The sequence below is a fragment of the Candidatus Hydrogenedentota bacterium genome (genome assembly GCA_012730045.1).
GTDB lineage: Bacteria > Hydrogenedentota > Hydrogenedentia > Hydrogenedentales > CAITNO01 > JAAYBR01.
In genome coordinates this window covers 43,323-67,040 of the sequence record JAAYBR010000001.1, presented here as the reverse complement: position 1 = coordinate 67,040, position 23,718 = coordinate 43,323, and the positions used below count along the sequence as shown (strand labels likewise).

14 protein-coding genes are annotated in these 23,718 nt (G+C 70.2%); 6 read left to right on the top strand and 8 right to left on the bottom strand.

Annotated elements, in window-relative coordinates; translation table 11 throughout:
- Positions 1-2 precede the first annotated feature (2 nt).
- A complete protein-coding gene (locus GXY15_00215; protein ID NLV39640.1) occupies positions 3-1,007 on the bottom strand; it encodes a DUF1559 domain-containing protein in 1,005 nt (334 codons plus the stop codon).
- Between the two features lie 176 nt (positions 1,008-1,183).
- Between GXY15_00215 and GXY15_00210 the strand changes: the two genes are divergently transcribed.
- Positions 1,184-2,518, top strand: a complete 1,335-nt coding sequence (locus GXY15_00210) for an exo-alpha-sialidase (protein NLV39639.1) — start codon at positions 1,184-1,186, stop codon at positions 2,516-2,518.
- 50 nt (positions 2,519-2,568) lie between these two features.
- Positions 2,569-4,023: a hypothetical protein gene (locus tag GXY15_00205; protein ID NLV39638.1), complete on the top strand. Its 1,455-nt coding sequence runs from the start codon at positions 2,569-2,571 to the stop codon at positions 4,021-4,023.
- Positions 4,024-4,057: 34 nt separating this feature from the next.
- On the opposite strand, the gene GXY15_00200 is transcribed toward GXY15_00205, so the two are convergent.
- From GXY15_00200 to GXY15_00175, 6 genes are all read right to left on the bottom strand, one after another.
- Positions 4,058-5,674, bottom strand: a complete 1,617-nt coding sequence (locus GXY15_00200; GenBank protein ID NLV39637.1) for an efflux transporter outer membrane subunit — start codon at positions 5,672-5,674, stop codon at positions 4,058-4,060.
- Positions 5,671-8,856 (bottom strand): multidrug efflux RND transporter permease subunit, encoded by a 3,186-nt coding sequence (locus tag GXY15_00195; protein NLV39636.1) that lies wholly within the window; start codon positions 8,854-8,856, stop codon positions 5,671-5,673. The genes GXY15_00200 and GXY15_00195 overlap by 4 nt, the downstream gene beginning before the upstream one ends.
- 10 nt (positions 8,857-8,866) lie before the next feature.
- Positions 8,867-10,033 carry an efflux RND transporter periplasmic adaptor subunit gene (locus GXY15_00190; protein ID NLV39635.1) on the bottom strand — a complete coding sequence of 389 codons (1,167 nt, stop codon included), beginning with the start codon at positions 10,031-10,033 and terminating at the stop codon, positions 8,867-8,869.
- Positions 10,030-10,554 carry a MarR family transcriptional regulator gene (locus GXY15_00185; GenBank protein NLV39634.1) on the bottom strand — a complete coding sequence of 175 codons (525 nt, stop codon included), beginning with the start codon at positions 10,552-10,554 and terminating at the stop codon, positions 10,030-10,032. Before GXY15_00185 ends, GXY15_00190 begins: the two co-directional genes overlap by 4 nt.
- Positions 10,555-10,746: 192 nt before the next feature.
- The gene (locus tag GXY15_00180; GenBank protein ID NLV39633.1) at positions 10,747-12,642 is read right to left on the bottom strand and encodes a hypothetical protein; all 1,896 of its coding nucleotides are present in this window, start codon (positions 12,640-12,642) and stop codon (positions 10,747-10,749) included.
- 133 nt (positions 12,643-12,775) lie between these two features.
- Positions 12,776-14,683 (bottom strand): heparinase, encoded by a 1,908-nt coding sequence (locus tag GXY15_00175; protein ID NLV39632.1) that lies wholly within the window; start codon positions 14,681-14,683, stop codon positions 12,776-12,778.
- 861 nt (positions 14,684-15,544) lie between these two features.
- Between GXY15_00175 and GXY15_00170 the strand changes: the two genes are divergently transcribed.
- The gene (locus GXY15_00170) at positions 15,545-17,206 is read left to right on the top strand and encodes a DUF4091 domain-containing protein (protein ID NLV39631.1); all 1,662 of its coding nucleotides are present in this window, start codon (positions 15,545-15,547) and stop codon (positions 17,204-17,206) included.
- 377 nt (positions 17,207-17,583) lie between these two features.
- Here GXY15_00170 and GXY15_00165 read toward each other — a convergent pair whose 3' ends face one another.
- Positions 17,584-20,769 carry a DUF2339 domain-containing protein gene (locus GXY15_00165; GenBank protein ID NLV39630.1) on the bottom strand — a complete coding sequence of 1,062 codons (3,186 nt, stop codon included), beginning with the start codon at positions 20,767-20,769 and terminating at the stop codon, positions 17,584-17,586.
- A gap of 237 nt (positions 20,770-21,006) precedes the next feature.
- On the opposite strand from GXY15_00165, the gene GXY15_00160 reads away from it, so the two are divergent.
- Genes GXY15_00160 through GXY15_00150 form a run of 3 tightly spaced genes read left to right on the top strand, consistent with a single transcriptional unit; the run spans position 21,007 to position 23,577 of the window.
- Positions 21,007-21,987 carry a zinc ABC transporter solute-binding protein gene (locus GXY15_00160; protein ID NLV39629.1) on the top strand — a complete coding sequence of 327 codons (981 nt, stop codon included), beginning with the start codon at positions 21,007-21,009 and terminating at the stop codon, positions 21,985-21,987.
- The gene (locus GXY15_00155; protein ID NLV39628.1) at positions 21,984-22,727 is read left to right on the top strand and encodes an ABC transporter ATP-binding protein; all 744 of its coding nucleotides are present in this window, start codon (positions 21,984-21,986) and stop codon (positions 22,725-22,727) included. Before GXY15_00160 ends, GXY15_00155 begins: the two co-directional genes overlap by 4 nt.
- The gene (locus GXY15_00150; GenBank protein NLV39627.1) at positions 22,720-23,577 is read left to right on the top strand and encodes a metal ABC transporter permease; all 858 of its coding nucleotides are present in this window, start codon (positions 22,720-22,722) and stop codon (positions 23,575-23,577) included. The genes GXY15_00155 and GXY15_00150 overlap by 8 nt, the downstream gene beginning before the upstream one ends.
- Positions 23,578-23,718 lie beyond the last annotated feature (141 nt).

Sequence of the window (23,718 nt, the reverse complement as noted above, 5' to 3'; positions counted from 1 at the left end):
CGTCATCCGCCGGTGGAGAGGGCCCCCGTCACCACCGCCACGGCCTTGGTGACAGGAGGGATCCCGCTGGCGTCGCCGCCGATGTAGCGGACAAACTCCACGTGCCCGTCCATGTAGAGCACGTTGCACCCGCCGGGCAGGTGGTTGAACTTCTGGATGGCCGCGCCCGTGCCGAGCTGGTCCATCATGATGAACACCGTGCTCTGGGCGGACGCGCTGGCGCCGGGGTTGTTGATGTCCGTGATGAGGAAGCGCTCGATCCCCTCGCGGATCCGGTAGACCACGTTGCTGCCGCCGTTTCCGTTGCCCTCGCCCTGGGGCTGGTCGCTGATGTCCCGGTCCTCGTCGGCGATGGCGGCCAGCGCCGCGCCCTGGTGGTTCATGTAGGCCGCCATGGTCTGCGTGTTGAAGGCGTCGTTCAGCGCGGCGGCGAGCTGGATGGGCACGTCCACATCCGGAATCACCTCGTCGCTGAGAATGTCTATCAGCGCCTGGATCATGGGATAGGTGCTGATGGGGACGAAGTTCCGGTCAATCCGGTCGAAGACCCATCCGAGATAGCAGTAGCTCGCGTCCACGTCCTTCGGGCGCGTGATGGGGTTTCCGAAGGTCCCGTCGGGGTTCTCCAGCACGGATCCGGGCGGGTCGGAGTCCGACGGGCAGAACATGATCATGGTGTCCGTCATGTACTCCGGGTAGACGGAGGTCGTCTGCGGGCCCAGGGCCAGCGCCTCAACGGGCGAGGGGTACGGGTCGCCGTTCCACCGGTGGGAGCGCGACACCTGGAGATGCGGGAACCGCTGCCCCTTCGACTCGCCCGAGTACATCTTAAAGATCAGCCCCCACTGCTTCAGGTTGTTCTGGCAGGAGGAGCGCCGGGCCGCCTCGCGCGCCCGCGCCAGCGCGGGCAGCAGAATCGCTGCCAGAATGCCGATGATGGCAATGACCACCAGCAGCTCAATCAGGGTGAACCCGCCCCGCCCACGGACCGTGTCACGCATCTTCATGACTGTCACACTCTCCAAGGTTGCGGCATCAGTATAGAACGGTTCTCCCCGGGCGTCAATGAATATTTCGCCGTCCGCCGCCCGGTGATGTATCCTGTGGCGAGGCAAACGGCACGGAGGGCGCGGCCATGGGCGCAAACGAGAACCGGTTTGGACGGAGGACCTTTCTGGGCGGCATGGCCGCGGGGGGCGCCCTCGCGGGGAGCCCGGCGGCGCCCGCGCCCGCGGCCCCGCCTCCCGGCGCTCCGGGGCCGCCGCCCGTGCTGGGCGGGCCGGGCGTGGTGGTGTTTGAGTCCCCGGACCCCAAGGGAGTCTACGCCTACAGTCCGGGCATCACCCGGCTGGACGGCGGCCGGCTGGTGGCGACGATGGACGCGGGCGGGCCGGGGCTGGAGAAGCTGCCGGACATTCCGCGGGACGCCAAAGGCAGGCCGTGGCGCGGGCGCATCTACACCAGCGACGACCACGGCGCGACATGGACCTTCCGGGCGCACATGCCGCTGCTGCACGCGCGGCCCTTTGCGGCGGGCGGGTCCGTCTATGTGCTGGGCCACCGGGGCGACCTGGGCATCGTGCGCTCCACGGACAACGGCGACACCTGGTCCGAAGCCGCGATGCTGACGCAGGGCCAGTCGTGGCACCAGGCCCCCTGCAACGTGCTTCACACCCGCGGGCGCGTCTACCTCGTGATGGAGCGCAAGACGGAGCCGAAGTTCAAGGGCTGGGCGGTCAGCGTGCTCGCGCCCGTCGTGATGGCCGCCGCCGCGGACGCCGACCTCACGCGCCGCGCGTCGTGGACCTTCTCCTCCGAACTGACCTTCCGCGACGCCGTGGCCCAGGCGGGGCCGCCGCGCCTGCTCGGCGTGCCCTTTTTCAGCACGGGTCCGACCGTCCTGCTCACCCTGAAGGACCACCGGAACATGGCCCCTGCCGGGTGGCTCGAGACAAACATTGTCCAGTTCACGGACAAGGACCATGTCTGGCACGACCCGGCGGGCCGCACCTTCCACCTCTGGATGCGCGCGCACACCGGCGGCACCAACCTGGCGGCCGTGGCGAAGGCCGTGGAGGGGGAGGACGGGCAGATCACGGTCTCCCTGGAAAAGGCGCCCTCCGGCGAGCCGATGCTCTATGTCCCGTGCCCGGGCGGCCAGCTCAAGTTCCACCTCCTCTATGACGAGCCGACGAAGCTCTTCTGGCTGCTGTCCAACCAGTCCACGGACTCCATGACCCGGCCGGAACGCCTGCCCGCAGACCGCTACAACCTCCCCAACAACGAGCGGCACCGGCTCGTCCTGCACTTCTCGCGCAACTGCGTGGACTGGTGCTTTGCCTGCCGCGTGGCCGACACCGGCGCCCCCGGACAGAGCCGGAACTACGCATCCATGGCCGTGGACGGCGAGAACCTGGTGGTGCTGTCGCGGTCGGGCGACCACCGGGCCAAGAACGCCCACGACGGCAACCTGATCACCTTCCACACCGTTCCGAATTTTCGCAGCCTGACATACTGACCTTCCCGCCGCCGTGTGGCGGCGGACTGCCGAGGAGACACGCCATGCCCATGGACTTTTCACGCCGGAGTTTCCTGAAGTCCACCGCCGCATTCTCCGGCATGCCCCTGTGGCCGGGGTTTGCCGCCCTCGCCGCGGACTCGGGGCTGTTTCCCGCGCCGCGGCCCAAGCCGCCCGCCGTGGTGCGCGGCGCCTTTTTCTATCCGCCCGCGCAGGTCGTGCTCGACGGCAAGTGCGAGGACGGCTGGGCGGTTCACCAGTGGTTCACCTGGCCGGGCAACCAGTTCAAGCCGGAGGAGCAGCAGGCGCGCCTGATGACCGAGATCCGGCGGATCACCACGGGCCTTGATCTGGACGTGAAGATGGACGCGGATCCGGCATACACGGACGCGGCAGTCGCCGCCTTCGCGGAGGAGATCAAGGCCGCGCCGCCCGCCGCCCTGCTGCTGGTCAACTTCTGGAACAGCTTCAGCGCGAAGATTTTCCCCATTCTCGACGCGTATGACGGGCCGGTCATCGTGTACCACCCCGTGGGGTCGAGCCACCAGCTCCCGCCGGAGCGCTTCCGCACAAGCCCGCGCCTCCACTACATCCACTCCATCGAGAATTTCGCCGCCCTGGAGGACGGCCTGCGCGCGGTCCACGCGCGGGCGCGCATGGCCAGCAGCCGCCTCCTCCGCGTGAGCGGAAAACTGGAGCAGGAGGCGGACGCCGCGGAGCCCTTTTTCGGCCTGCCCATCCATGGCGTGCCCGCCGCCCACTTCAACGACCTCTACGACGGGATGGAGGTCACGGACGAGATGCGCCGGCTGGCGGATGCGGTGCGGAAGAACGCGGGGGCGGTCACGGATCTCGCGGACAACGCCTTCGAGGACGCCGTGCGCGCCCACGGGGCGGTGCTTCAGCTCATGGCGCGCCACGACGCGGACGCCGTCACCATCGAGTGCCTCTTCCTCAAGCACCGCAAGCCCTGCCTGAGCTTCGCGATCAACAACGGCGCGCTTGTGCCCTGCGGCTGCGAGAACGACCTGAACGCCACGGTGTCCCTCATGCTCGGGGCGCAGCTCTTCGGCGTCGGCGGCTTCCAGCACAACCCCGACTTCGACACGGTGGAGAACCTGTACTACGGGTCCCACTGCACCTGCACCCCGCGCCTCGCCGGGCCGGACAGGCCCGAGGCCCCCTTCCGCCTGCGCCCCTTCTTCCACCAGATGCCCAAGACCCTCGCCCTCGACGTGCAGTGGCCCGCCGGCGCCCCCGTCACGCTGTTCAAGTACCGCACCGAGACCCCCGAGCTGGACGCGTGGGCGGGCGAGGTGGTGAACTCCCCCGCGTGCCCGCCCGCCGGCGGCTGCGCCACCCGCGTGCTGGTGAGAATCCGCGGCGTCGCCGACGTCTGCGCCGTCTACCCCGGCCCCCATCCGGTCCTGTACTGCGGGGAGTTTGCCCGCCGGGCGAAGACCTTCGCGAGACTCCACGGCCTCACGCTCAACACCAACGCCTGAAACAGCCCCGGGCTGTCCTTGCGTGCGCGCGGAATCAGGACGCCGGTGCGGCCTTTGCCTCTTCGACGTCCGCCGGTGCGGGCGGTGTCGTCTCTTCGGGATTCCAGCCGCCGCCGAGGGCCTTGTAGAGGGCGGTGAGATTGGTGAGGACGGCGGCGCGGCTCTGGGCGCGCTGGGCCTCGGCGGAGGCGATGGAGCGCTCGGCGTCGAGAACGCGCAGGTAGTCCGTGAGCCCCTGGGCGTAGAGGTCGCTGGCAAGGGTGAGCGTGCCGTTCGCGGCGGTCACGGCCTGGTCCAGCGAGGCGAGGCGGTTCTGCTCGCGGGCGTAGGCGACGAGGGCGTTTTCGGCCTCCTCCAGCGATGTCAGGACCGCCTTCTCATAGGCCGTGAGCGCCTGCTCCTGCCGCGCGTTCTGGACGCGGATGTTGGCGCGGATGCGGCCCGCGTCGAAGACGGGCCACTGGACCGTCGGGCCGACGGACCAGAGCAGGTTCGCGCCGCGCTTGAGGCCGTAGAGGGCGTCGTCCTGCCCGGAGAGCGATCCCGTGAGGGCGAATTTGGGGAAGAGGTCCGCCGTGGCCACGCCGATGCGGGCGGTGGCGGCGGCGAGGTCGCGCTCGGCGGCGCGCACGTCGGGTCGCCGGCGCAGGAGGTCCGAGGGCAGGCCGACGGGCACCGTGGGCGGCGCGGGGGGCAGGTCGGCGGCGGGGGCCAGCTCCTCCTGGAGCGCGCCGGGCGCGCGGCCCATCAGCACGCCGAGGCGGTGGATGGCGTACTGCACGCGGGCGGCGTGGCCGGGCAGGCCCGACTCGGTGACGGCGAGCTGGGTCTCGGCGGCGCGGATGTCGAGCTCGTTGGTGAGGCCCGCCTCAAAGCGCGCGCGCACGAGGTCCAGGCTGTCGCGCTGGAGGGCGGCGTTCCGCGACGCGATGTCGAGGCTCGCCTGCGCCTCGCGCAGGGTGAAGTAGTTGCGGGCCACCTCGGCGGCGAGGGACACCCGCACCGCGCGGAGGTCCTCCTCGGCCGCCTCGCGCGACGCGCGGGCCGCCTCCATTTCGCGGCGCGTGCCGCCGAAGACGTCCAGCTCCCAGCGCGCGTCGAAGCCCGCCTGGAAAAGGTCGTCCCAGCGCGACGGCGCGGACGCGGCCTGCCCCCGGTTCACCGTGACGCGGGAATTGCCCGCGCCGGTGAGGTCCGGCGCGACGGAGACAGAGGTGCCGCCGGCGGAGAGGGAGTAGGACCGGGAGACGCCCTGGGCGGAGAGGCCGGTGGACGAGCTGGACGAGATGCCGGTGGAGGCCGCCTTCTTGTTCTGGAGGCGCTTGTAGCCCGCCGAGGCGTTCAGGGCGGGCCAGAGGTCCGCGCCGGAAATCTCCTCCGCGGCGCGGGACTCGCGGATGCGCGCCTCCGCCATCCGCAGGTCGAGGCTTCCCTCCAGGGCGCGGGCCACCAGGGCGTCCAGGGCGGGGTCGCCGAACACGCGCCACCATTCGGCGATATCGGGCTCGCCGGCGGCCTCGCCGCCCTCCAGCGGGGTGCTCCAGGCGTCCGGCACCGGCGGCGACGGCTTCTCATAGTCCGGGCCGACCACGCACCCTGAGAGGAGCAGGGCCAGCAGGGCGGCGGCGGTGGAAAACGCGCGGGGGCTCATGCCTGATCCTCCCCGGCGGGGGCGGCCGGTTCCGTGACGGCTTCGGGGGGCGGGGGCGCCTCAGCCGCCGCGGGGGCCGGCTTCCGCGACCCCAGCTCGCTGAGCCACTGGATGATGACAAAGAAGAGGGGCACGAAGAACACGGCGAGGAAGGTGGCCGTGATCATGCCGGCCACGACGCTGTTGCCGATGGAGTGGCGTCCGGCCGCGCCCGCGCCCTGGCTCAGGGCCAGGGGGAGCGCGCCGAGGATGGTGCTGATGGCGGTCATGAGCACGGGGCGCAGGCGGATGCGGGCGGCGGCGATGGCCGCCTCCAGGATGCCCGCGCCGTCGGCGCGCATCTTGGAGCAGAACTCGACGATGAGGATGGCGTTCTTGGCCGACAGGCCGATGAGGGTGAGCAGGCCGATCTGAAAGTAGATGTCGGCGGGGGCGGCGCGCAGGACCAGCGACGCGAAGGCGCCGAAGACGCAGAAGGGCACGGCCATGAGGACGGCGAGGGGGAGCGACCACTTCTCGTACTGCGCGGCGAGGACGAGGAAGATCATGACCAGGCCGAAGAGCATGACGTAGTAGGACTGGTTGCCCGTGCGCACCTCCTGGTACGAGCCCGAGCTCCACTCGACGGTGTAGCCGGGCGGCAGGGTGCGCGCGGCGATCTCCTCAACGCGCCGGATGCACTGCCCCGTGCTGATGCCCGGGGCGGGCGCGCCGGTGATCTGGGCCGACGTGAAACTGTTGAACCGTCCGACCACGCTGGGGCCCGCCTCAATGGAAACGTCCACCACGCCGGACAGTTCGATCATCTCGCCCGCGTTGTTGCGCACGTAAATCTTCCGGATGTCGGAGGGCTCGTCGCGGTACTGCGGTTCCGCCTGCAGCTGCACGCGGTACACGCGCCCGTAGATGTTGAAGTCGTCGACGTAGAAGGATCCGAGCAGCGCCTGGAGCGTGTTGTACACCTCGCCCACCGGGATGCCCAGCAGTTTGGCCCGTGTGTGGTCCAGTTTCACCCGGATCTTCGGCTGCGTGACGTCCAGCGTGCCGGACACGCCGCTGAACATCGGGTCCTTGTTCAGCTCGGCGATGAACTCGGACATGACCCGCGCCAGGGAGGCCAGGTCGTCGCCGCCGCGGGTCTCGAGCTGCGCCTCGAACCCCGCGCGCATGCCCAGCCCGCGGATGGGCGGCGGCACGAACGCGAGGACCGTCGCCTCCTTGAGCCCGCCGAAGCGCTGGAAGACGCGCGCCACCAGGGCGTCGGCGGAGTGCTCCGGCCCGACGCGCTCCGCCCAGTCCTTGAGGCTGACGAACATGCTGGCCGACGAGGAGACTGCGGCGTTCGAGAGCTGGTCCTGCCCGCACATGGCGGTGATTCCCCGGACCTCCGGCTGCGCCAGCATGAACTCCTCGATCTGGGAGACCACCGCCTTGGTCCGGTCGAGGGAGGCCCCCTTCGGCAGCTGCGCCACCATCATGAGGTAGCCCTGGTCCTCCTGGGGCACGAAGGCCGACGGAACCCGCATGAAGAGGGAGTAGGTGGCCCAGACGAGCACCCCGAAGAGCACCATGGAGACGACGCCCAGCCGGATCATCCAGCGCGCGCTGAAGGCGAAGAGGGCGGTGAACCCGCGCACGCCCGCGTCGAACCAGCGGAAGAGGAAGAGTTTGCGGTGGTTGGGCCGCAGCAGGAGCCGGCACAGCGCCGGGGTCAGGACCAGGGCGATGGTGCCGGAGATGGCCACGGCCAGCGTGATGGTGATGCCGAACTGGCGGTACATGACGCCCGTGCTGCCGCCGACGAAGGCCACGGGAAGGTAGACCGCGGCCAGGGAGAGCACGCTGGCGATGATGGGGCCCTGCACCTGGCCCATGGCCTTGATGGTCGCCTCGCGCGGGGCCAGACGCTCGTCGTGCATGAGCCGCTCGACGTTCTCCACGGCGATGATGGCGTCGTCCACCACGATGCCGATGGCCAGCACCAGCGCGAACAGGGTCAGCGAGTTGACGGAGAACCCCAGGGCGAGCAGGCCCATGAAGGCGCCCACAATGGACACCGGCACGGCGACCATGGGGATCACCGCGGCGCGCCAGCTCCCCAGGAACAGGAGCACGACGATGGTCACCAGAATGGTGGCCTCCAGGAAGGTCTTGGCCACCTCCTGGATGGACACGGTGATGAACGTGGTCGTGTCCAGCGGGACCATGTGCCGGACGCCCTCCGGGAAGTCCCCGGCCAGCCGCTCCAGCTCCTCCTTCACCCCGTTCATCGTCTCCAGCGCGTTGGCGTCGGGCTGGGCCGACACCGGGATCATGGCCGTGGCCTTGCCGTTGTAGCGGCCCTCGGTGCCGTAGCTGAGGGTTCCCAGCTCCACCTTTGCCACATCCTTCAGGAGCACGCGGGAGCCGTCGGGCCGCGCCAGCAGGATGATCTCCTCGAACTGCTGCGGGGTGGTGAGCCGCCCCGGCGCCAGCACGGGGAACGTGAAGTCCACCGGCTCCGGGTTCGGGGCGCCGCCGATCTCGCCGGCCGCGTACTGCCCGTTCTGCTCGCGGATCGCCTGGGCCACGTCGTTCACCGTCAGCCCCTTGAGCACGAGCTGGTCGGGGTCGAGGGTGACCCGCATCGAGTAGTCCTTGTTGCCGAAGATGCGCACCTGGCCCACGCCGGGCACGCGCGCCAGGGCGTCCACCATGTGGATCGTGGCGTAGTTGCTCAGGAAGAGCGTGTCGTGCTCCGGCTTGTCCGACTGCAGGGCGATGATCCCGAGGAAGGTGCTCATGCGCTTGCTGACGTTCATGCCCTGGCGCATGACCTCCTCGGGCAGGCGGCGCTCGGCGCGCTTGATGCGGTTCTGCACGTCCACCGCCGCGATGTTCAGGTCCGTGCCGATCTCGAAGGAGAGGGTGATCGAGAGGCTGCCGTCGTTCGCGCTGGAGGACTGGTAATAGAGCAGGTGCTCCACGCCGCTGAGCTCCTGCTCGATGGGCGTGGCCACGCTCTCCATCACCGTCTGCGCGTCGGCCCCCGGATACGACGTGCTGATCACCACTGTCGGCGGCGTGATCTGCGGGGACGACTCCACGGGCAGCGAGAACAGCGACACGAGGCCGCACAGCACGATCACCACGGCCACCACGGTGGCGAAGATCGGACGGTCTATGAAGAATCGGGAGATCATGCGCGCGCCCCTAGTTGGCCGGGGCTGCGGGTTTGGGGGCGTCCGGCGCGCCCGGCGGCGGGCCGGTGGACACCTCGGTCCCCTCGCGGACCTTCGTCAGCCCCTCCACGATGACCTGGTCCCCCGCCTCAAGACCCTCCAGGATGATCCAGTCGTCGCCGGACCACTCGCCGGTCTTCACGACGCGCTCCTGCGCCTTGCTGTCCGGACCCACCAGGTAGACCACGGGGCCCTTGGGGGTCTGGCCCACGGCCCGGCGGGGCACTGTCAGCACGTTCGGCCGCTCCCAGCCCGACAGGTTTACCTTCACAAACTGGCCCGGCTTGAGCGTCCGGTCGGCGTTTTTGAACGTGGCGCGCAGCTCCACGGTGCCCGTCTGCGTGTCCACGCCGGTGTTCTCGTAGTCGAGCGCGCCCGGCTCGCCGAAGGGGGTGCCGTCCAGCAGCGTGATCGCCACGTCCGGCACGGTCCTGCCGCCCGCCAGCGCCAGCGTGCCCTCCTTCTCGCCGCGCCGCCACGCGAGGAAGTCCGACTCGCTGACCTTGAAGGTCACATAGAGCGGGTCCACCTGGTGCATCACGGCCAGCAGGCTGTTCTGCGCGCTGTCCACATAGCTCCCGGCCTCCTTCTGCGCCTTGCCGATGAACCCGGTCAGGGGCGCGGAGACCTTCGTGTAGTCCAGGTTCAGCTCCGTCTTCTTGAGCTGGGCCTCCGCCAGCCGCAGCGACGCCGCCGCCCCCGCCGCCTCCGCCTCGCGCTGGTCCACGTCGGCCGCGGCCACCGCCCCCGGCGTCCGCACCGCCTTCAGCCGCGCCAGCTCCTGCTCCGCCAGCCGCAGCCGCGCCGCGGCCTCGGCCACCTGCGCCGCCGCCACGTCGCGGTCCGCCTCGAAGGGGCGCGGGTCTATGGTGAACAGGCGCGCGCCCTCCTCCAGAAACGCGCCGTCCTGGAACTCGCGGGTTTCGAGGAACCCCTGGATCCGCGCGCGGACCTCGACGGCCTTCGACGCCTCCGTGAGGCCCACGTACTCGAAGGCGACCGGGACGGTCTTCACTGCCGCCGGGGCCAGGGCCACCTGCGGCGGCATCTTCTTCCCGCCCGGCGGGCCCTGGGCGAACAGCGGGGCCGCGCCCGCGAGAACCATCCAAAGGGCCAGGAGTCCAGCCGCGCGTTTCATAGAGTGCCGCCTTTCGCCGGACGCGCGCCGCGCGCCCCTGTTTCCCGCCGTTTCCCCGCCCCCGCGTCCTCCTCCCGCAGCGCCTCCCGGATGCGAAGGGCCACCTCCGCCCAGGTGCGGGCGCAGTCGTCGCCCACGCGGTCCACCAGCTCCGCAAAGGTCTGGAGCTTGCGCCGCTCCAGCTCGGCCACCCAGGCCTCATGCCGGTCGGACACCCGGATGATCACCTCCCGGCGGTCCTCCGGGTTGGCCGTGCGCGTCAGCACCCCCATCTCGACCAGCCGGTCCACCATCGCGGACACGGCCGGCGCCTTCACACGCAGCTCCTCCGCCAGCCGCGTGACCGTCATGCCGCCGCCCGCGCGGATCGTCATGATCATGTTCACCTGCGGAAAGGTGAGGGCCGGCGACCGTTTCGCCCTCGGCGACTCCGAGGTGAACCGCGCCACGCAGTGGCGGTGCAGCATCCGCTCCGCGGCGTACACCACCCGCGCGGTCTCCATCCGTTCCCTGCTGTTCATCTTTGGGTTGTCCCTGAAAGTTCGCGTGTCAAACCGTTCGAGGCGCGAAGTATATCCGGTGCGGGGGCCCGATGCAACCTTCGGGCGCGGGGGCGCCCCCGGTTTCTGGAAAAAAGGCGCCGGACGGAAGCGGCAGCCGCTTCCGCCCGGCGGGGAGGACGGGTGCGGGGGCGTTTTCACCCCGATTCAAGGTCACACGGGGGCCATGGGATTGGCGTAGGCGGTCACCAGCAGGTTGTGGAATTCCCCCGGAACCATGGGGGTCTGGGTGTTCAGATAGACCGGATGGAACAACTCGTTTCCGGCTTTGCGAAACGTTGGGTCCGGGCAGGGATAGGCGATGTTGATGTTCTTCACCGCGTAGGCGCCCTGGGGCAGGGTGGTGAAGACGTACCGGTTCACGTCCCAGAGTCCCAACTGCCAGGCATGGGTCGTCTGCCCCGAGCTGACGATGTCCGGCTGGTTGATGCGGCGCCGGTAAACCTTGTCCGGGACATACTCGGCCCCGGTGTTCACGTTCTGAATGGTCACGGGCACCGTGGCCAGCCACGACGGCGTGTGGGGCTTGTCGGCGTACATGCCTCTGGCCAGCCGGATGACCAGCGCGCCGGACGTGTTCTGGACCTCCAGCGCGATGGCGTCGGCCTGGGCCAGCACCGCCGATTCCCGGGTGGGGCTCTTTAGAAGGACGTCGCCGTTGTACGCGTTCCATTCGCGCACATAGGACATGTACGCGGGGAGTTCACCATAGTTCTGCATGAGGGCCATCATGCCCTCGACGCGGGCGAGGAAGGCGTCCGCCTGGACCTCCATGCCCCGCAGGTAGTCCGCCACGTAGATGTCCCCCAGGCTCTTTGCAGCGTCCTTGTGGGTCCGCTCGAGCAGCAGGTTGAGCGCCGTGATCTGCATGTTGGCGTAGTACTGGAACTGGCCGAAGAGCGCGTTGTGGTTCTGCGCGCGCGTGGCGTAGCGGGCCTGGAGGAAGCCCCAGGTGTCAATGGCGCCCGGCGTGGACGCCGTGCCGCCGAGCACATCCTGCATGTGTTTCAGGATGGTCTTGATCTGGATGGAGTTCAGCGAGGCGTTCAGGTCTGTGGCAAGCTGCGCATAGTCCGGGTCGTTGTCGTGGACGTGCTCGCACAGGAGCCAGAGCTGGTCCTGCAGCGTCTCCAGCAGGGCGATCTCCGAACCCAGCGGGGCGACCAGGGTGAGGTACTGGGTCCGCTCGGCGGTGGTCAGAATCTGGAGCAGCATGGCGCTGGTGCGGCTTTGGAACACCTCCAGGGCGTCCGCGATGGCCTTCAACTGCTGGGCGTTCTCCTGGAGCGCCGCCAACACCACGGGGTCCGTCGGTGCGGAAGGGGTGTCTGCCTTGCCGAAGATCTGGTCCATCGCCCAGCCGGCGGCACGGCTGCCCACCTCCTGGCCCGCGCCCTCCACCAGCCCGTTCAGAAAAGTCCCCGCCAGCCCCTTTTCGGGGGTTTCGTCCGCAGGCGTGCCCAAAAAGGTGCGCGTCGTGCCGGGGTCCGCCTCCAGTTCGTCCAGCAGGCCGTCCACGAAGGCGTTCAGCCCGTTCTCTCCGACGGCCTCCGCAAACACGTCATGGTCGAAGAAATCGTCGTTGAAGAACCCGTCGCGGTGCAGGTCCAGCGTCTCCGGCAGCCCCAGGTAGGCGCCGACCGCGTTCTCGGCCTCCTCCGGCGTCATGCCCGGCCGCCGCTCCAACAGCGCGTCCGTCAGCGTCGAAAGGAATCCGACATGGACGAACCCCGGCCGTCCATCCTCAACAGGAGGCACAAAGGCGGAAAGCACATGCGGCGAGGGGGCCCCGGTGGACGCGAAGACGCCGCCGGACACCACGATCCGGTACCCGTCCCGAAGCAGCCGCGGCGGCACGGACACCACGAAGGTGCCCCCCTGCTGCGTTTCCTCCAGATAGTTGGCCAGTACCCGGCCCTTGGGGGAGACCAGGGAGACATCCGCCCCGGTGATGGGATCCTCCGTCGAGGCGACACCGGTTACCAGCACGTTTCCCGAACATCCGGCCAGCGCCATCCCGAGACACAAGAAAACCAAACCTTTCTTCATCCCGCGGCTCCTTATGCCCATGCACGGCATGGGGATTGTTGTTTCAAAGTGAGTATATAGCGGGGCCGGACACGGGATGCAACCTCCGCAGAAGCAGCACAGTTTGGCACTTTATGGGTTTTTCTGCGGGCGCTCACCGGGACAGCGGGCGCAGTTCCGGTGGCGGCGGGGTTCCCGCGCTTTCCGGCGTCAAGAGCACGGCCAGGGTGGCGGACGCGCCGGGGGCGAGGTCGGTGTGGAAGCCGATCTGGCGGGTGCCGGGGTTGGGAGTGTCCCATTCGCTGGGCGGCGGGTCCGTGGGGAAGGTTTCCATCACGGCGTCGGGGCGGGACAGCACCTCGACGCGGAGCTGTTTCCCGTCCTTGGTGAGCAGGGCCCGGCCCGGCGCGGTTTCGGCCACCTCGCCGGGGGTGGTCATGGCCCAGCGCACGCGGGCGGGGGCGTCGCCCGCCGTGATCTCGTCCTGGATGAGGACGCGTCCGTCGGGCAGGAGGGTGAATCCGCGCTCCGCGCGGGCGAGCCGGCCGCCGTAGACGGCGGACAGGTCCATGACGGCGCGGGCCTTCCGCGCGGAGAAGCGGGTGAAGTCCGCCCGCGCCTCCACCACCTGCTCCGCGCCGTCCACCGTGAGGGTGTTGTGGCTGAGGGTGTGGTAGCGGAAGATTTGCCAGCGGTCGGAGCCCTGCTTCCTGTTCCAGATGTCCATGCCGCGGGCCTCCAGCCTGCCGTAGTTCTCCGAGCCGAGGTCCAGGGCCCAGCGGACGCCGTCGGCCTCGTAGATGAACGAGCCGGTGTCCATGTGGCCGTGGTTGGCCGCGGGCGTGCCCGCCTTCACGGCGAGGAAGGCCGCGCCGGGGTCGGTCCAGGACGTGCGGAACACGGCCACGGGGTTGATGCCCTCGCCCTTCCAGGCGAGGGGCTGGCGCGGCTCCGCGGCGGGCTTGCCGTCCCACCAGACCAGCAGCAGCGGCAGGAAGCGGCTTCTCCGTCCGGTTCCCTCCGTTGCCAGCATCTCGCCGAGGCGGGCGTGGTTGGCCCAGGCGAGGCCGGGGTCCCGGTTCTCGCGGGCGAACCAGAACACGGCGGGGGAGAGGCCAAACGTCTGGCCGCTGTCGGAGAAGCCGAAGACGCCGCCGGTGGGGCCGGTCATGAGGAGGGGATACGCGCCCGTCTCGCGGAAACCGGGGCGGCGCTTCAGGCCGAAATCGGTGCCCAGGGCGGACTCCAGCGCGGCGATGAGCAGGACGTTGTAGGTGGTGCCGTACTCCCAGTAGGACGGCCCCTCCGGGTAGACGCCGTCCGGGGCGAGCACGTCCATCGCGTGGGGCAGGCCGTCCAGCGCGCGGGTCACGACCTTTTCCGCCAGCTCCGGCTCGCGCTCCAGCAGGGCCAGCGCGCCGAAGACCATGCCGCCGTGGCAGACCTGGTTCCAGTTGTTGTTCCCGGTGACCCATCCGCGCTTATCCTCGAAGGAGGGCTGGATACCCTTGTCGAGGATCGCCCGGCGGATCATGCTTTCCTGCTCGGGTGACAGCAGCGGGTAGAGCCAGTCGTAGCCGATGGCCAGGGCCGCGGCCATCTCCGCCGTGTCCAGAAAGTGCGACGGGTTCCAGTCGTTGAACCCGGCGGCGGCCTCCATCTCCGCCAGCGCGCGCGCCGCGTACTTCGGGTCGTCCGTCATGCGGTGGACGAACGCCAGGCACAGCACCCGCACCAGCGCCTCGCGCGACACCGACAGCAGGCGCTTGCCGTCCTTCTTGTAGACCACCGGCGGCGCGTCCAGCAGCGCGTCCGCGTCCGCCCGCACCGCCGCGAAGAGCGCCGCCGCCGTCTTGTCGCGCGCGATGCGCTCCCGGACGGCCTCCCCCCCCGCCGCCGTCATCAGCAGCCGGGGGTGCATCTCCGCCGCCGCGATCCGCCGCGCCACGGCGTCCTCCCGCGCGGGCTTGGAGGAGGTGGCGCAGCCGGCGGAAACCAGCAGCGCCGCCGCGCACACCGCAGGAACCGCCCACCCAAAGAACCGCCGGAGAAACACGCGCATCGTCAAACCCTCCAAGGTGTCGTCCGCTGGTGTCCCAGTCTGCCACAGGAGAGGGGGGAAAGCAAACGCGTCAGGGATCCCGAATCGCCGGATAAGAAACGGTCGTGGACGTGTTCGAGGGACCGCACCCCTTGGGGGTTCGCGCTGAATGCCTCGGCGGTGCGAAAGGTGTGCGTTCACCCATGAGATGTGGAGAACCCGAGGCCTTCCGACAAGAGATTGCCGCGGCGGCCCGGGGCGGCCGCCTCGCAATTGCGAGCCCCAGACCGCCCGGCGGCGGGAATGTCGTTGAAGAAAGGCGGGTCAGGCGTCAGACGTCGCGGGAGCCCCCGCACGTCCTTGGCGGGTCCGTCTGTTATATGGAGTGCGGTGGCAGAGCGAAGCGGCGACACCGCTTTTCCCGGGGATGATCCATGCCGCACCCCTCCCGGCAGCTCTTTTCCGGGAACCAAAGCGGCGTCGTTGCCGCCGCACTCCAAAAGGAGACGCCGCGCGCCCCTCCCGTCTCGCCGCGGCTTCGGCTCCCTCCATCGCCCAAACCGCGCGCCCCCTGGGCTCGCCAAGCTCCAGCTTGGCCTCTTGGGTTCTTCCGCGCGGGCCTGTTCGATCCGTGTTTCCCCGAAAGCCAAGGGGAAGCTTGGCGATCCCAGGGGCGCGGCCTCTCCAGCGAACCCGGTACTCTCTTAGCAGCGAAGCGAAGCAACCTCTTGTCAGAACGCCCCAGGTTCCCCGCATCCAATGAGCCAACGGTCATTCCTTATCCGGCGACCCAGGGACTGTTTCCCGTTCGCTTTTTTCGTGGAACGGGGGGTATCATGGACCCCGGCGCGGCTGCCGCCGCGAAACGAGGGAGAGTCCGCCATGATGAAGCCGTTCCTGTGCCTGTGCGCGATGGCGCTGTGCGCCGTGTCCGCCGCCGCCGATCCCGTCGCGGTCTGGCTCGTTGACCCCCTGGAAAAAGTCTTCGCCGACGCGCGGCCCGGCGCCGAACCCGTGCCGCCCCTGGAGGCCGCCCGGGGCGAGCAGGCCACCTTCCAGGTGGTCGTCCGCGCGGAACACCCCCTCACCGCGGTACGCGTGGCCGCGGACCCGATGACCGGCCCCTCCGGCGCGGTCCTCACCGCGCGCGCGCCGCGCGTGGTCGGCTACGTCTACGTGGACCGGCCCTCGCAGAAACCCTCCAATGACCAGTTGCGCAAGCCGCCCGCCGACTATCCCGACGTGCTGATGGAAACGGACACGATGGACCTGGGGCCGGGGCAGGCGCGGCCCGTCTGGATCACCGTGGACGTGCCGATGGACGCCGCCCCCGGCCTCTACCGGGGCATGGCGCGCGTGTCCGCCATGACGCCCGCCGGCGGGTTCAACGCCGCCGTGCCGCTGGAACTGGAGGTCTTCGCCGCCGCCGCCGGGCCGTCGCGCCTGTGGGTGACCAACTGGTTCTCCGTGAACTGGAACCACATGGATATTTCGCCCGAGCCGGAGTCGGAGGAGTACTACGCCCTCCTGCGCCGCTTCGCGCGGAACATGGCGGAGCACCGCCAGAACGTCGCGCTCATCTCCCCCCTGGGCCTGGCCGAATTCGGCGTGGGCGCCGACGGCGGGCTGACCGTGGACTTCAGCCGTTTCGACCGCTGGGTCCGCATCTTCCAGGAGGAGGGTGTCATCGGCCGCATCGAGGGCGGCCACCTCGGCGGCCGCACCGGCGGCTGGGACTCCGATTTTGGCGCCAGCATCCGCGTCGTGCGCGACGGCAAGGTGGTGGGTGAACATGTCGCCCCCGATGCGCCGGGGGCGGAGACTTTCCACGCGTGGTTCCTGCCGAAACTCGTGGCGCACCTCAAGGAGAACGGCTGGCTGGACATCTACCTCCAGCATCTGGCCGACGAGCCCACGCCGACCAACAAGGCCTCCTACCGCGCCCTCGCCGCGCTCCTGCGCAAGCACGCGCCGGAGCTGAGGATCGTGGAGGCCTGCCACGAGAAGGACCTCGTCGGCGCCATGGACGTCTGGGTGCCCCAGCTCAACTTCCTCAAGGACGACTTCGCGCACTACCAGGCGCGCCAGGCCGCCGGCGAGGAGGTGTGGTTCTACACCTGCGTCTTCCCCCAGGGCGAGTACGCCAACCGCTTCATTGAGCAGCCCCTCATCAAGACCCGGCTCCTCCACTGGATCAACTTCCGCTACGGGATCACCGGCTACCTGCACTGGGGATACAACCACTGGGCCAGCGACGACCCCGTCACCCACACCACCCGCCCCCACGGCGGCCCGCCCTACCTGCCCGCGGGCGACCCATGGATCGTCTACCCCGGCAAGAACGGCCCCCTCGACTCCCTCCGCCATGAGGCCATGCGCGACGGCGTCGCCGACTACGAGCTCCTCGCCCAGCTCGCGGAGAGGGACCCCGACGCCGCAAAGGAGATCGCCGCGCGCCTCGTCAAAGACTTTGACAGCTACGACACCGGCATCCCGGCCTTCCGCGCCGCCCGCCGCGACCTGCTCCGGAAACTCTCAGAATAGCCGTCCACCCGCGGCTTTCTTCAGCAACTGTCCGGATGCTCTCCGTCCGCCCCCCCGCAGCGGCTTCCCGCACGGACGCCTTGCCTCGTCCGTTCTTTCTGTGATTTGAAATCTCATGTTTGAAAGGAAAGTTGAAATCCCGGACAGGCGTGGGCGAAGCGGGCGGGGGCACGCACGGGATGAACGGGCCTTCGGGGGCGTGCTAGACTTCGGCGGACATTCTTGGAATCCGGCGCCGGGACGCACAGGCGGCCCGCCGCCTTCAACAGGAGGAATGAACCGTGATTTTTGCGATCGGTCTCGGGCTGTACGTTTCCGGCGAGGAGAAGATCGGGGAAATCCTCATGATCATTTCGGGCGCCCTGGCCCTCATCGTGTCACTGCTCGGCGTGGCCTGAGCCCGCCGCGTCTTCCTCCAGGAGCCGCGCACTGAAGAGGTGGTAGACCCAGCCCGCCACCACGAGGAGCATGCCGCAGGCCATCCAGGACAGCACGCGCTGGTATTGGAGCAGGGTTGACGTGTCGAAGAGGATGACCTTCCCCATGGTCACGGCGAAGAGCGCCATGCCGCCCGCGCGCAGGGACACCCGCCGGAACCGCAGGCCCAGCCAGATCAGCGCGAAGGCCTCCACCGCCCACGCGGCGGACACCAGGCTGATCCCCACGCGGCTGTCGAGGCTGGTGAGGGTGCCCGCCCAGCGGGGCATCTCCAGCGCCAGCGCCGCCGCCGCCAAAACCGCCGCCCCCAGCCCCAGCGCCGGGGCGGCGGCTTTCCCCGCGTTCCCGTAGTCCGCCCGGGCCAGCAGGCAGAGCGCCGCCACCAAGCCCATCCAGGGCAGGAAGGCGTCGTTGAGGAATAGCCAGGACGAGGCGGGCAGGTAGGCCCTGTCGAAAAGCATGCCGAGGGCCGCGAGCACGCCGATGGCGGCGGGCACCAGGGCCGCGCCGCGCCACACCACGCCGCGGTCGCGGGCGGTGCGTGCGGCCGTCAACGCGATGGCCGGCCAGATCACCAGCATGGACGCGTACAGGCGGGCGTTGTGCGCCCGGACCCCGGCCTGCGGCAGCACATGCCGCCAGAAGGCGTCCGCCTCGAAGTGGAGCGCGAACCCGCACAGCATGAGACAGGCAAAGGCCGCCGCGTTGCCGGCCTGGGCGTTGGACGCCGGACCGCCGATCTCCGCGCTGCGGCGCAGCAGCCGCGCCGCCACGCCCCAGCACGCCGCCACCGCCACCCAGCAGAGGAAGGGCAGATTGGCCAGGGGCCGGAAGATGTCCGCGTGCATGGGCAGGGCGGTGAACAGGCCGCCCACCGCCAGGGACAGCAGCAGCAGGCCCGCGACAGCGCGGTGCGCCCGGCCGGGCCGCAGGCCCAGCGCCGTGAGAGTCAGCCCCTCCACCGCCCACGCGGCCCCCGCAAGCATTGGCCCGGCGTTCGGCGCGGACCCCTCCAGCGTGCCCGCCCACCGGATGAACTCCAGCCGCGTTGTCACGGCGAGCAGCACGACGGCGGCGCATTCGAGCACGGCGGCGAGCGCCGCCTCCTCAGCGTCCCTGGACCGGAACCGGATCCCGGCCATTGCCAGGAGGACCCCCATCAGCAGAAGATACGGCAGGAAGGCCTCATTTAGGAAGAGCAGCGTGAAGGCTGAGTCCCAGTGGCGGAAGCCCAGCTGCGCCGCCGCGAGCGCCACCACCACCGGCGCGAGTCCCGCCCACCGCCAGGGGCCGCCCGCGCGGCGTCCCATCCCGGCGGTGACCAGCGTCATCACGGACCACAGCGCGATCAGCGTCTCCACACGGTGGCGCGGCCACAGGGGCAGGTGTGCCCCGTTAAACTCCCACGCCAGCGCGAACTCCAGGCTGAGGGCCGCGCCGAGCAGGGCCAGCGCGCCCACGGCAAAGCCTCCCGCCGCCGCGCGGCTTTCCCCCGTCCAGTCGCGCACGGGCCTGAGACCGGCGAAAACCGCCGCCGCCGCCCAGGCCGCCGTCACCAGCATCCACGAGGCGAAGGGCGCGTTGAAGGCCAGCCGGAACGGCGCGTCGTGCATCGGCAGGCGGTAGAGCAGCCCGCCCGCCGCCAGCAGCAGCGCGAGCGCCCCGCCCGCCAGGGTAAAGAAGTTCTGGAAACGCCCCGCGATGAAGACCAGCGCGAAGCCCTGGAGCGCCCACATCAGCGGGATGCCGTAGACCCGCATCTGCACGGGTACCGCCGCCAGCATCAGGAGGATCGCCACCACGAGCAGGCACTCGGCCATGGGCCGGTCCCCCCGCACGCGCACCGTCCACAGCAGGTACAGCGCCAAGGCAAACAGCGCCTGCGCCGCCAGCAGCCACCCCAGCACCCCGGGGTTCAGGGTGTGCAGGCTCATGTACAGGGCGTAGAACCCGTGCGCGGCGTTCACCGCCACCAGCGTCATCTCCGGCACGCGCCCCGGCGCGCGGCGCACGAGGCCGAACACCGTCGGCACGAGAAGGAAGAAGACATAGAACAGCATGGCGTACATCACCGCCGGCCGCTGAAACTCCGCCGAGAACGAGGAGACATGCCACATCTGGTAGAGCGCCGTCACGCAGGTGAAGGCCGTCACGTTCACCCAGCGCCACCGCCGCGCCAGCGAGGTGCCGAAGGCCACCAGCGACAGGACGAACAGGTACGGGAAGAAGGCGTCGGGCCGGTTCTCCCCCGTGGAGAGCAGCACCGGGCTTGCGTAGCCGCCCAGCAGCGCGATGAGCGCCAACGCCTCCGCCCCGTTCCACACCGAAAGCCCCACCGCCCCCAGGGTCACCAATACCGCCAGCGGCAGCGCCGCCCCCGGCGACAGCAGACTGTACAGGTGCACGGACGCGAAGACCGCCCCATAGAGCCCCGCCAGTCCGCCGCCGGAAAGGCTGTAGAAAATCACGCGGTACCCCCGCCGCCGACCGAGCTGCCCCAGGCCCATCGCCGCGAGCGACGCCGCCGCCGTCATGGCCAGACGCCCCGCCGGGCCGATCCACGCGTTGTCGAAGGCCATCTTGAGGAAGAAGGCCGACGCCACCAGCATCATCGCCACCCCGGCCCACACGATGCCCCGCATCCCCAGCATCATTTCCAGACCGCGGCCCGTGATCTCCGGGGACATCGCCGGCGGCTTGGGCGCTCCGGGGGGCGCGGTTTCCACCCGCGCCGCCGCGGAAAGGGCGGGGGCGGGCGCGGCGGAGGGGGCCACGCGCGCCGTCACAGGCGCGGGGGGGAGCGTCGCGGGGGTTTCCACGCGCACCGTCACAGGCGCGGGAGGGGGCGTCGGCACGGGCCGCGGCCCCGTGACCACCGGCTCCGCCGGCATCGGCGGCGGCGCGATGGGCGCCCTCTGCGCGGCAGGCGCTGAAGACGCCGGCGGAGATTCGGCCCGCGTTTCCGGCGCGGGCACCGTCTGCCGGTCTTCCCGCTGTTCCAGGATCCGCAGGGCGTCTTCCAGTTCTTTCACGCGCCGGCCCAGCGAGAACGACCGGAACATGCCCACATATCCCGCCACCAGTCCGCCCACAACGACCAGCGCCAGCAAGATCGCGGCACCCATGACCGTCTCCTTTCCCTGTTCCCACCCCGCGTGGGCCTCAGACCCGGCATGATTGTTAGAACTCTAACGGTATGATAGCATTTCTTGCCGCCCGTGTCAATCCCCCCGGAAGGCTCTCTTAAAAACGGGCAACCGTCCCACCCACCCTGTGGTCCTGCCGGGGTTGACGCCCTTGGTAATAATGGATTATCATTTTACGAGGTGCTGCCGACGGCTTCACCGCCGAAAGGAGACTGGATGCGCGGATGGCGTGGCTTGGTGTGGACGGGGCTGCTGGCCGCATGCCTGGCGGGGTGCGGAGGTTCCGCGCCGTCTCCGGACGGCGGGGCGTCCCCGGATGCCGGGTCGGTGCGGGTGGCCACATCCATCGCCCCGCTCGGCCATTTCCTGGAGCGGATCGGGGGGGGGGCGGTGACGGTGACGGTGCTGGTGCCGGCGGGTCAGGCGGCGGAGACCTTCCAGGTGCTTCCGCGCCAGATGGAGGAGTTGAGCCGTTCGCGGGTGTATTTCCTGGCGGGGATGCCGTTCGAGGAGGCACTGGCGGGGAAGCTGCGCGGCATGCCGGGGTCGCCGAAAATCGTTGACCTTCGGGAACATGTGGACTTGCTGCACTTCGACTGCGGCGCAGAAGACGGCCCCCATGGGCACACGTCCACTGCGTCCATTGAGTCCACCCCGTCCACAGGGGGGCACGGCGGCCATGACCACGGCCATGATCACTCCCACGAGGGGCCGGACCCGCACTACTGGATGGACCCCCTGCGGGTCAAGCGGGTGGCGGCGGCCATGGAGGCGGCGCTGGCGGAGGCGTTCCCGGCGCAGGCGGCGTCCTTTGCGGCAAACCGCGCCGCCCTCGACGCGGAGCTGGAGGCCGTCCACGCGCGGGTGGCGGAGGTGCTGGCCCCGTTCCGGGGCGGGGTGATGCATGTGCACCACCCGGCCTTCGGCTATTTCTGCGACCGCTACGGCCTGAAACAGGAGGCGCTGGAGAGCGCGGGGAAGAGTCCCGGCGCGCGGCGGATTAACGAGCTGGCGGAGGCCATGAAAGACGCCGGCGTGGCAACCGTCTTCACCCAGCCCCAGTTCACGCAGGGGGAGGCTGCGGCGCTGGCCGAGACCGTGGGGGCGCGCCTGGTGGTGCTGGACGACCTGGCGCCGGACTATGCGGAGAATCTGGAGCGCATGGCCCGCGCGCTGGCGGAGGGGCTCGCGCGATGACCCCCTCCCCCGCCGTCTCCCTGCGCCGCGTCACCTGCGGCTACGGCGCCGAGCCGGTGCTGCGGGAGGTGGACATGACGGTGATGCCGGGCCAGTTTGTGACGGTGGTCGGCCCGAACGGCGGCGGCAAGACCACCCTCTTCCGCGCCGTGCTCGGGCTGCTGCCCGTTGCCTCCGGCGAGGTGCGCCTCTTTGGCGGGCCGCCCGAGGCCGCGCGCCGCCGCGTCGGCTACGTGCCCCAGCAGTTCACCGCCGACCCCTTGTTCCCCGTGCGGGTGCGCGAGGTGGCGGCCATGGGGCGGCTGGGGGCGCGGGAGCCGCGGCGCGAGCGGGCGGCGCGGGTGGACCGCGCGCTGGCGACGGTCGGGCTGTCGGACCTGGCGGGCCGGTGGTTCAACGACCTGTCGGGGGGCCAGCGCCAGCGCGTGCTCATCGCGCGCGGCCTGGCCACGGACCCCGAGCTGCTGCTGCTGGACGAGCCGACGTCGAACCTGGACGCGACGGCGGAGGAGGCGGTGCTGGAGGTGCTGGACGGGCTGCGGGGGCGGCTGACGGTGCTGCTGATCACGCACCACGCGAAGGTGGCCTCGCGCTTCCTCGACGTCATCTACTGTGTGAACCGGACGGTGCACGTCCACCCGCCCACGGCGCGGGTGGACGAGGACCTCATGCGCCACATCACGGGGCTGGGTCTTCCGGGCAGCGCGGCCGCGGACGGCGGGGGGTGCGGCCATGGGTGACTTCTGGCTGGCTGTGGCGGCGTATCCCCTGGCGCGCAACGCCCTGCTGGCCGCGCTGCTGGTCAGCGTGGCCTGCGGCGTGGTGGGGTCCTATGTCGTGGTGCGGCGGATCACCTACATCGCCGCCGGGGTCGCGCACTGCGTGCTCGGCGGGCTCGGCGCGGCGCGGTACCTCAGCGTGACGCGCGGGTGGGACTGGCTGCGCCCGGAATACGGCGCGCTGGCGGCGGCGCTGGCGGCGGCGGGGCTCATCGGGTGGATCTCCCTGCGCCACCGCGAGCGCGAGGACACCGTCATCAGCGCCGTGTGGAGCGTGGGCATGGCGGCGGGCATCCTTTTCCTCCACGCCACGCCGGGGTACAACCAGGACCTCATGGGCTATCTTTTCGGAAACATCCTCCTCGTGACGGGGCGCGGGCTTTGGTTCCTGCTCCTGCTCGACGCGGTGATCCTCGGGCTGGCGGCCCTCTTCTTCCGCCCCTTCCTCGCCGTGTGCTTCGACGAGGAGTTTGTGCGCCTGCGCAACCTGCCCGCCGACGCCTACTACCTGCTGCTGCTGGCCATGACCGCCCTCACCGTCGTCGCCCTGTCCATGGTCGTCGGCGTCGTGCTGGTCATCGCCCTGCTCACCCTGCCCGCGGCGGCCGCGGGCCGCTTCGCCGGGTCCCTCCTCCAGATGATGGCCGGGGCCGCGGTCCTGTGCGCCCTGTTCTGCGTCGCCGGACTCACCGTCAGCTACCGCCCCGACTGGCCCGCGGGCCCCGTGATCATCCTGATCGCCGGGGCCGCCTACCTGGTCGCGGCTCTCGCCCCGCGCCTTCTCCGCCGCGCGCCGCGCGCGGGGAAATAGCGCGCCGCGACCCCCGCGGACGGCAACGCCCCGACCGGAGGGTGGCGGGCCGCGCGCCCGCACAGTAGACGCGGCATCTTGCCGCGTTCTTTGGGCCAACGAAAAACCCAAGAACGCGGCAAGATGCCGCGTCTACGTTTC

What these genes read in the sequence shown, in the direction of transcription:
- GXY15_00215 (NLV39640.1), bottom strand. Translation starts at nt 1,007, where the DNA reads ATGAAGATGCGTGACACGGTCCGTGGGCGGGGCGGGTTCACCCTGATT.
- GXY15_00210 (NLV39639.1), top strand. Translation starts at nt 1,184, where the DNA reads ATGGCCGCGGGGGGCGCCCTCGCGGGGAGCCCGGCGGCGCCCGCGCCC.
- GXY15_00205 (NLV39638.1), top strand. Translation starts at nt 2,569, where the DNA reads ATGGACTTTTCACGCCGGAGTTTCCTGAAGTCCACCGCCGCATTCTCC.
- GXY15_00200 (NLV39637.1), bottom strand. Translation starts at nt 5,674, where the DNA reads ATGAGCCCCCGCGCGTTTTCCACCGCCGCCGCCCTGCTGGCCCTGCTC.
- GXY15_00195 (NLV39636.1), bottom strand. Translation starts at nt 8,856, where the DNA reads ATGATCTCCCGATTCTTCATAGACCGTCCGATCTTCGCCACCGTGGTG.
- GXY15_00190 (NLV39635.1), bottom strand. Translation starts at nt 10,033, where the DNA reads ATGAAACGCGCGGCTGGACTCCTGGCCCTTTGGATGGTTCTCGCGGGC.
- GXY15_00185 (NLV39634.1), bottom strand. Translation starts at nt 10,554, where the DNA reads ATGAACAGCAGGGAACGGATGGAGACCGCGCGGGTGGTGTACGCCGCG.
- GXY15_00180 (NLV39633.1), bottom strand. Translation starts at nt 12,642, where the DNA reads ATGAAGAAAGGTTTGGTTTTCTTGTGTCTCGGGATGGCGCTGGCCGGA.
- GXY15_00175 (NLV39632.1), bottom strand. Translation starts at nt 14,683, where the DNA reads ATGCGCGTGTTTCTCCGGCGGTTCTTTGGGTGGGCGGTTCCTGCGGTG.
- GXY15_00170 (NLV39631.1), top strand. Translation starts at nt 15,545, where the DNA reads ATGATGAAGCCGTTCCTGTGCCTGTGCGCGATGGCGCTGTGCGCCGTG.
- GXY15_00165 (NLV39630.1), bottom strand. Translation starts at nt 20,769, where the DNA reads ATGGGTGCCGCGATCTTGCTGGCGCTGGTCGTTGTGGGCGGACTGGTG.
- GXY15_00160 (NLV39629.1), top strand. Translation starts at nt 21,007, where the DNA reads ATGCGCGGATGGCGTGGCTTGGTGTGGACGGGGCTGCTGGCCGCATGC.
- GXY15_00155 (NLV39628.1), top strand. Translation starts at nt 21,984, where the DNA reads ATGACCCCCTCCCCCGCCGTCTCCCTGCGCCGCGTCACCTGCGGCTAC.
- GXY15_00150 (NLV39627.1), top strand. Translation starts at nt 22,720, where the DNA reads ATGGGTGACTTCTGGCTGGCTGTGGCGGCGTATCCCCTGGCGCGCAAC.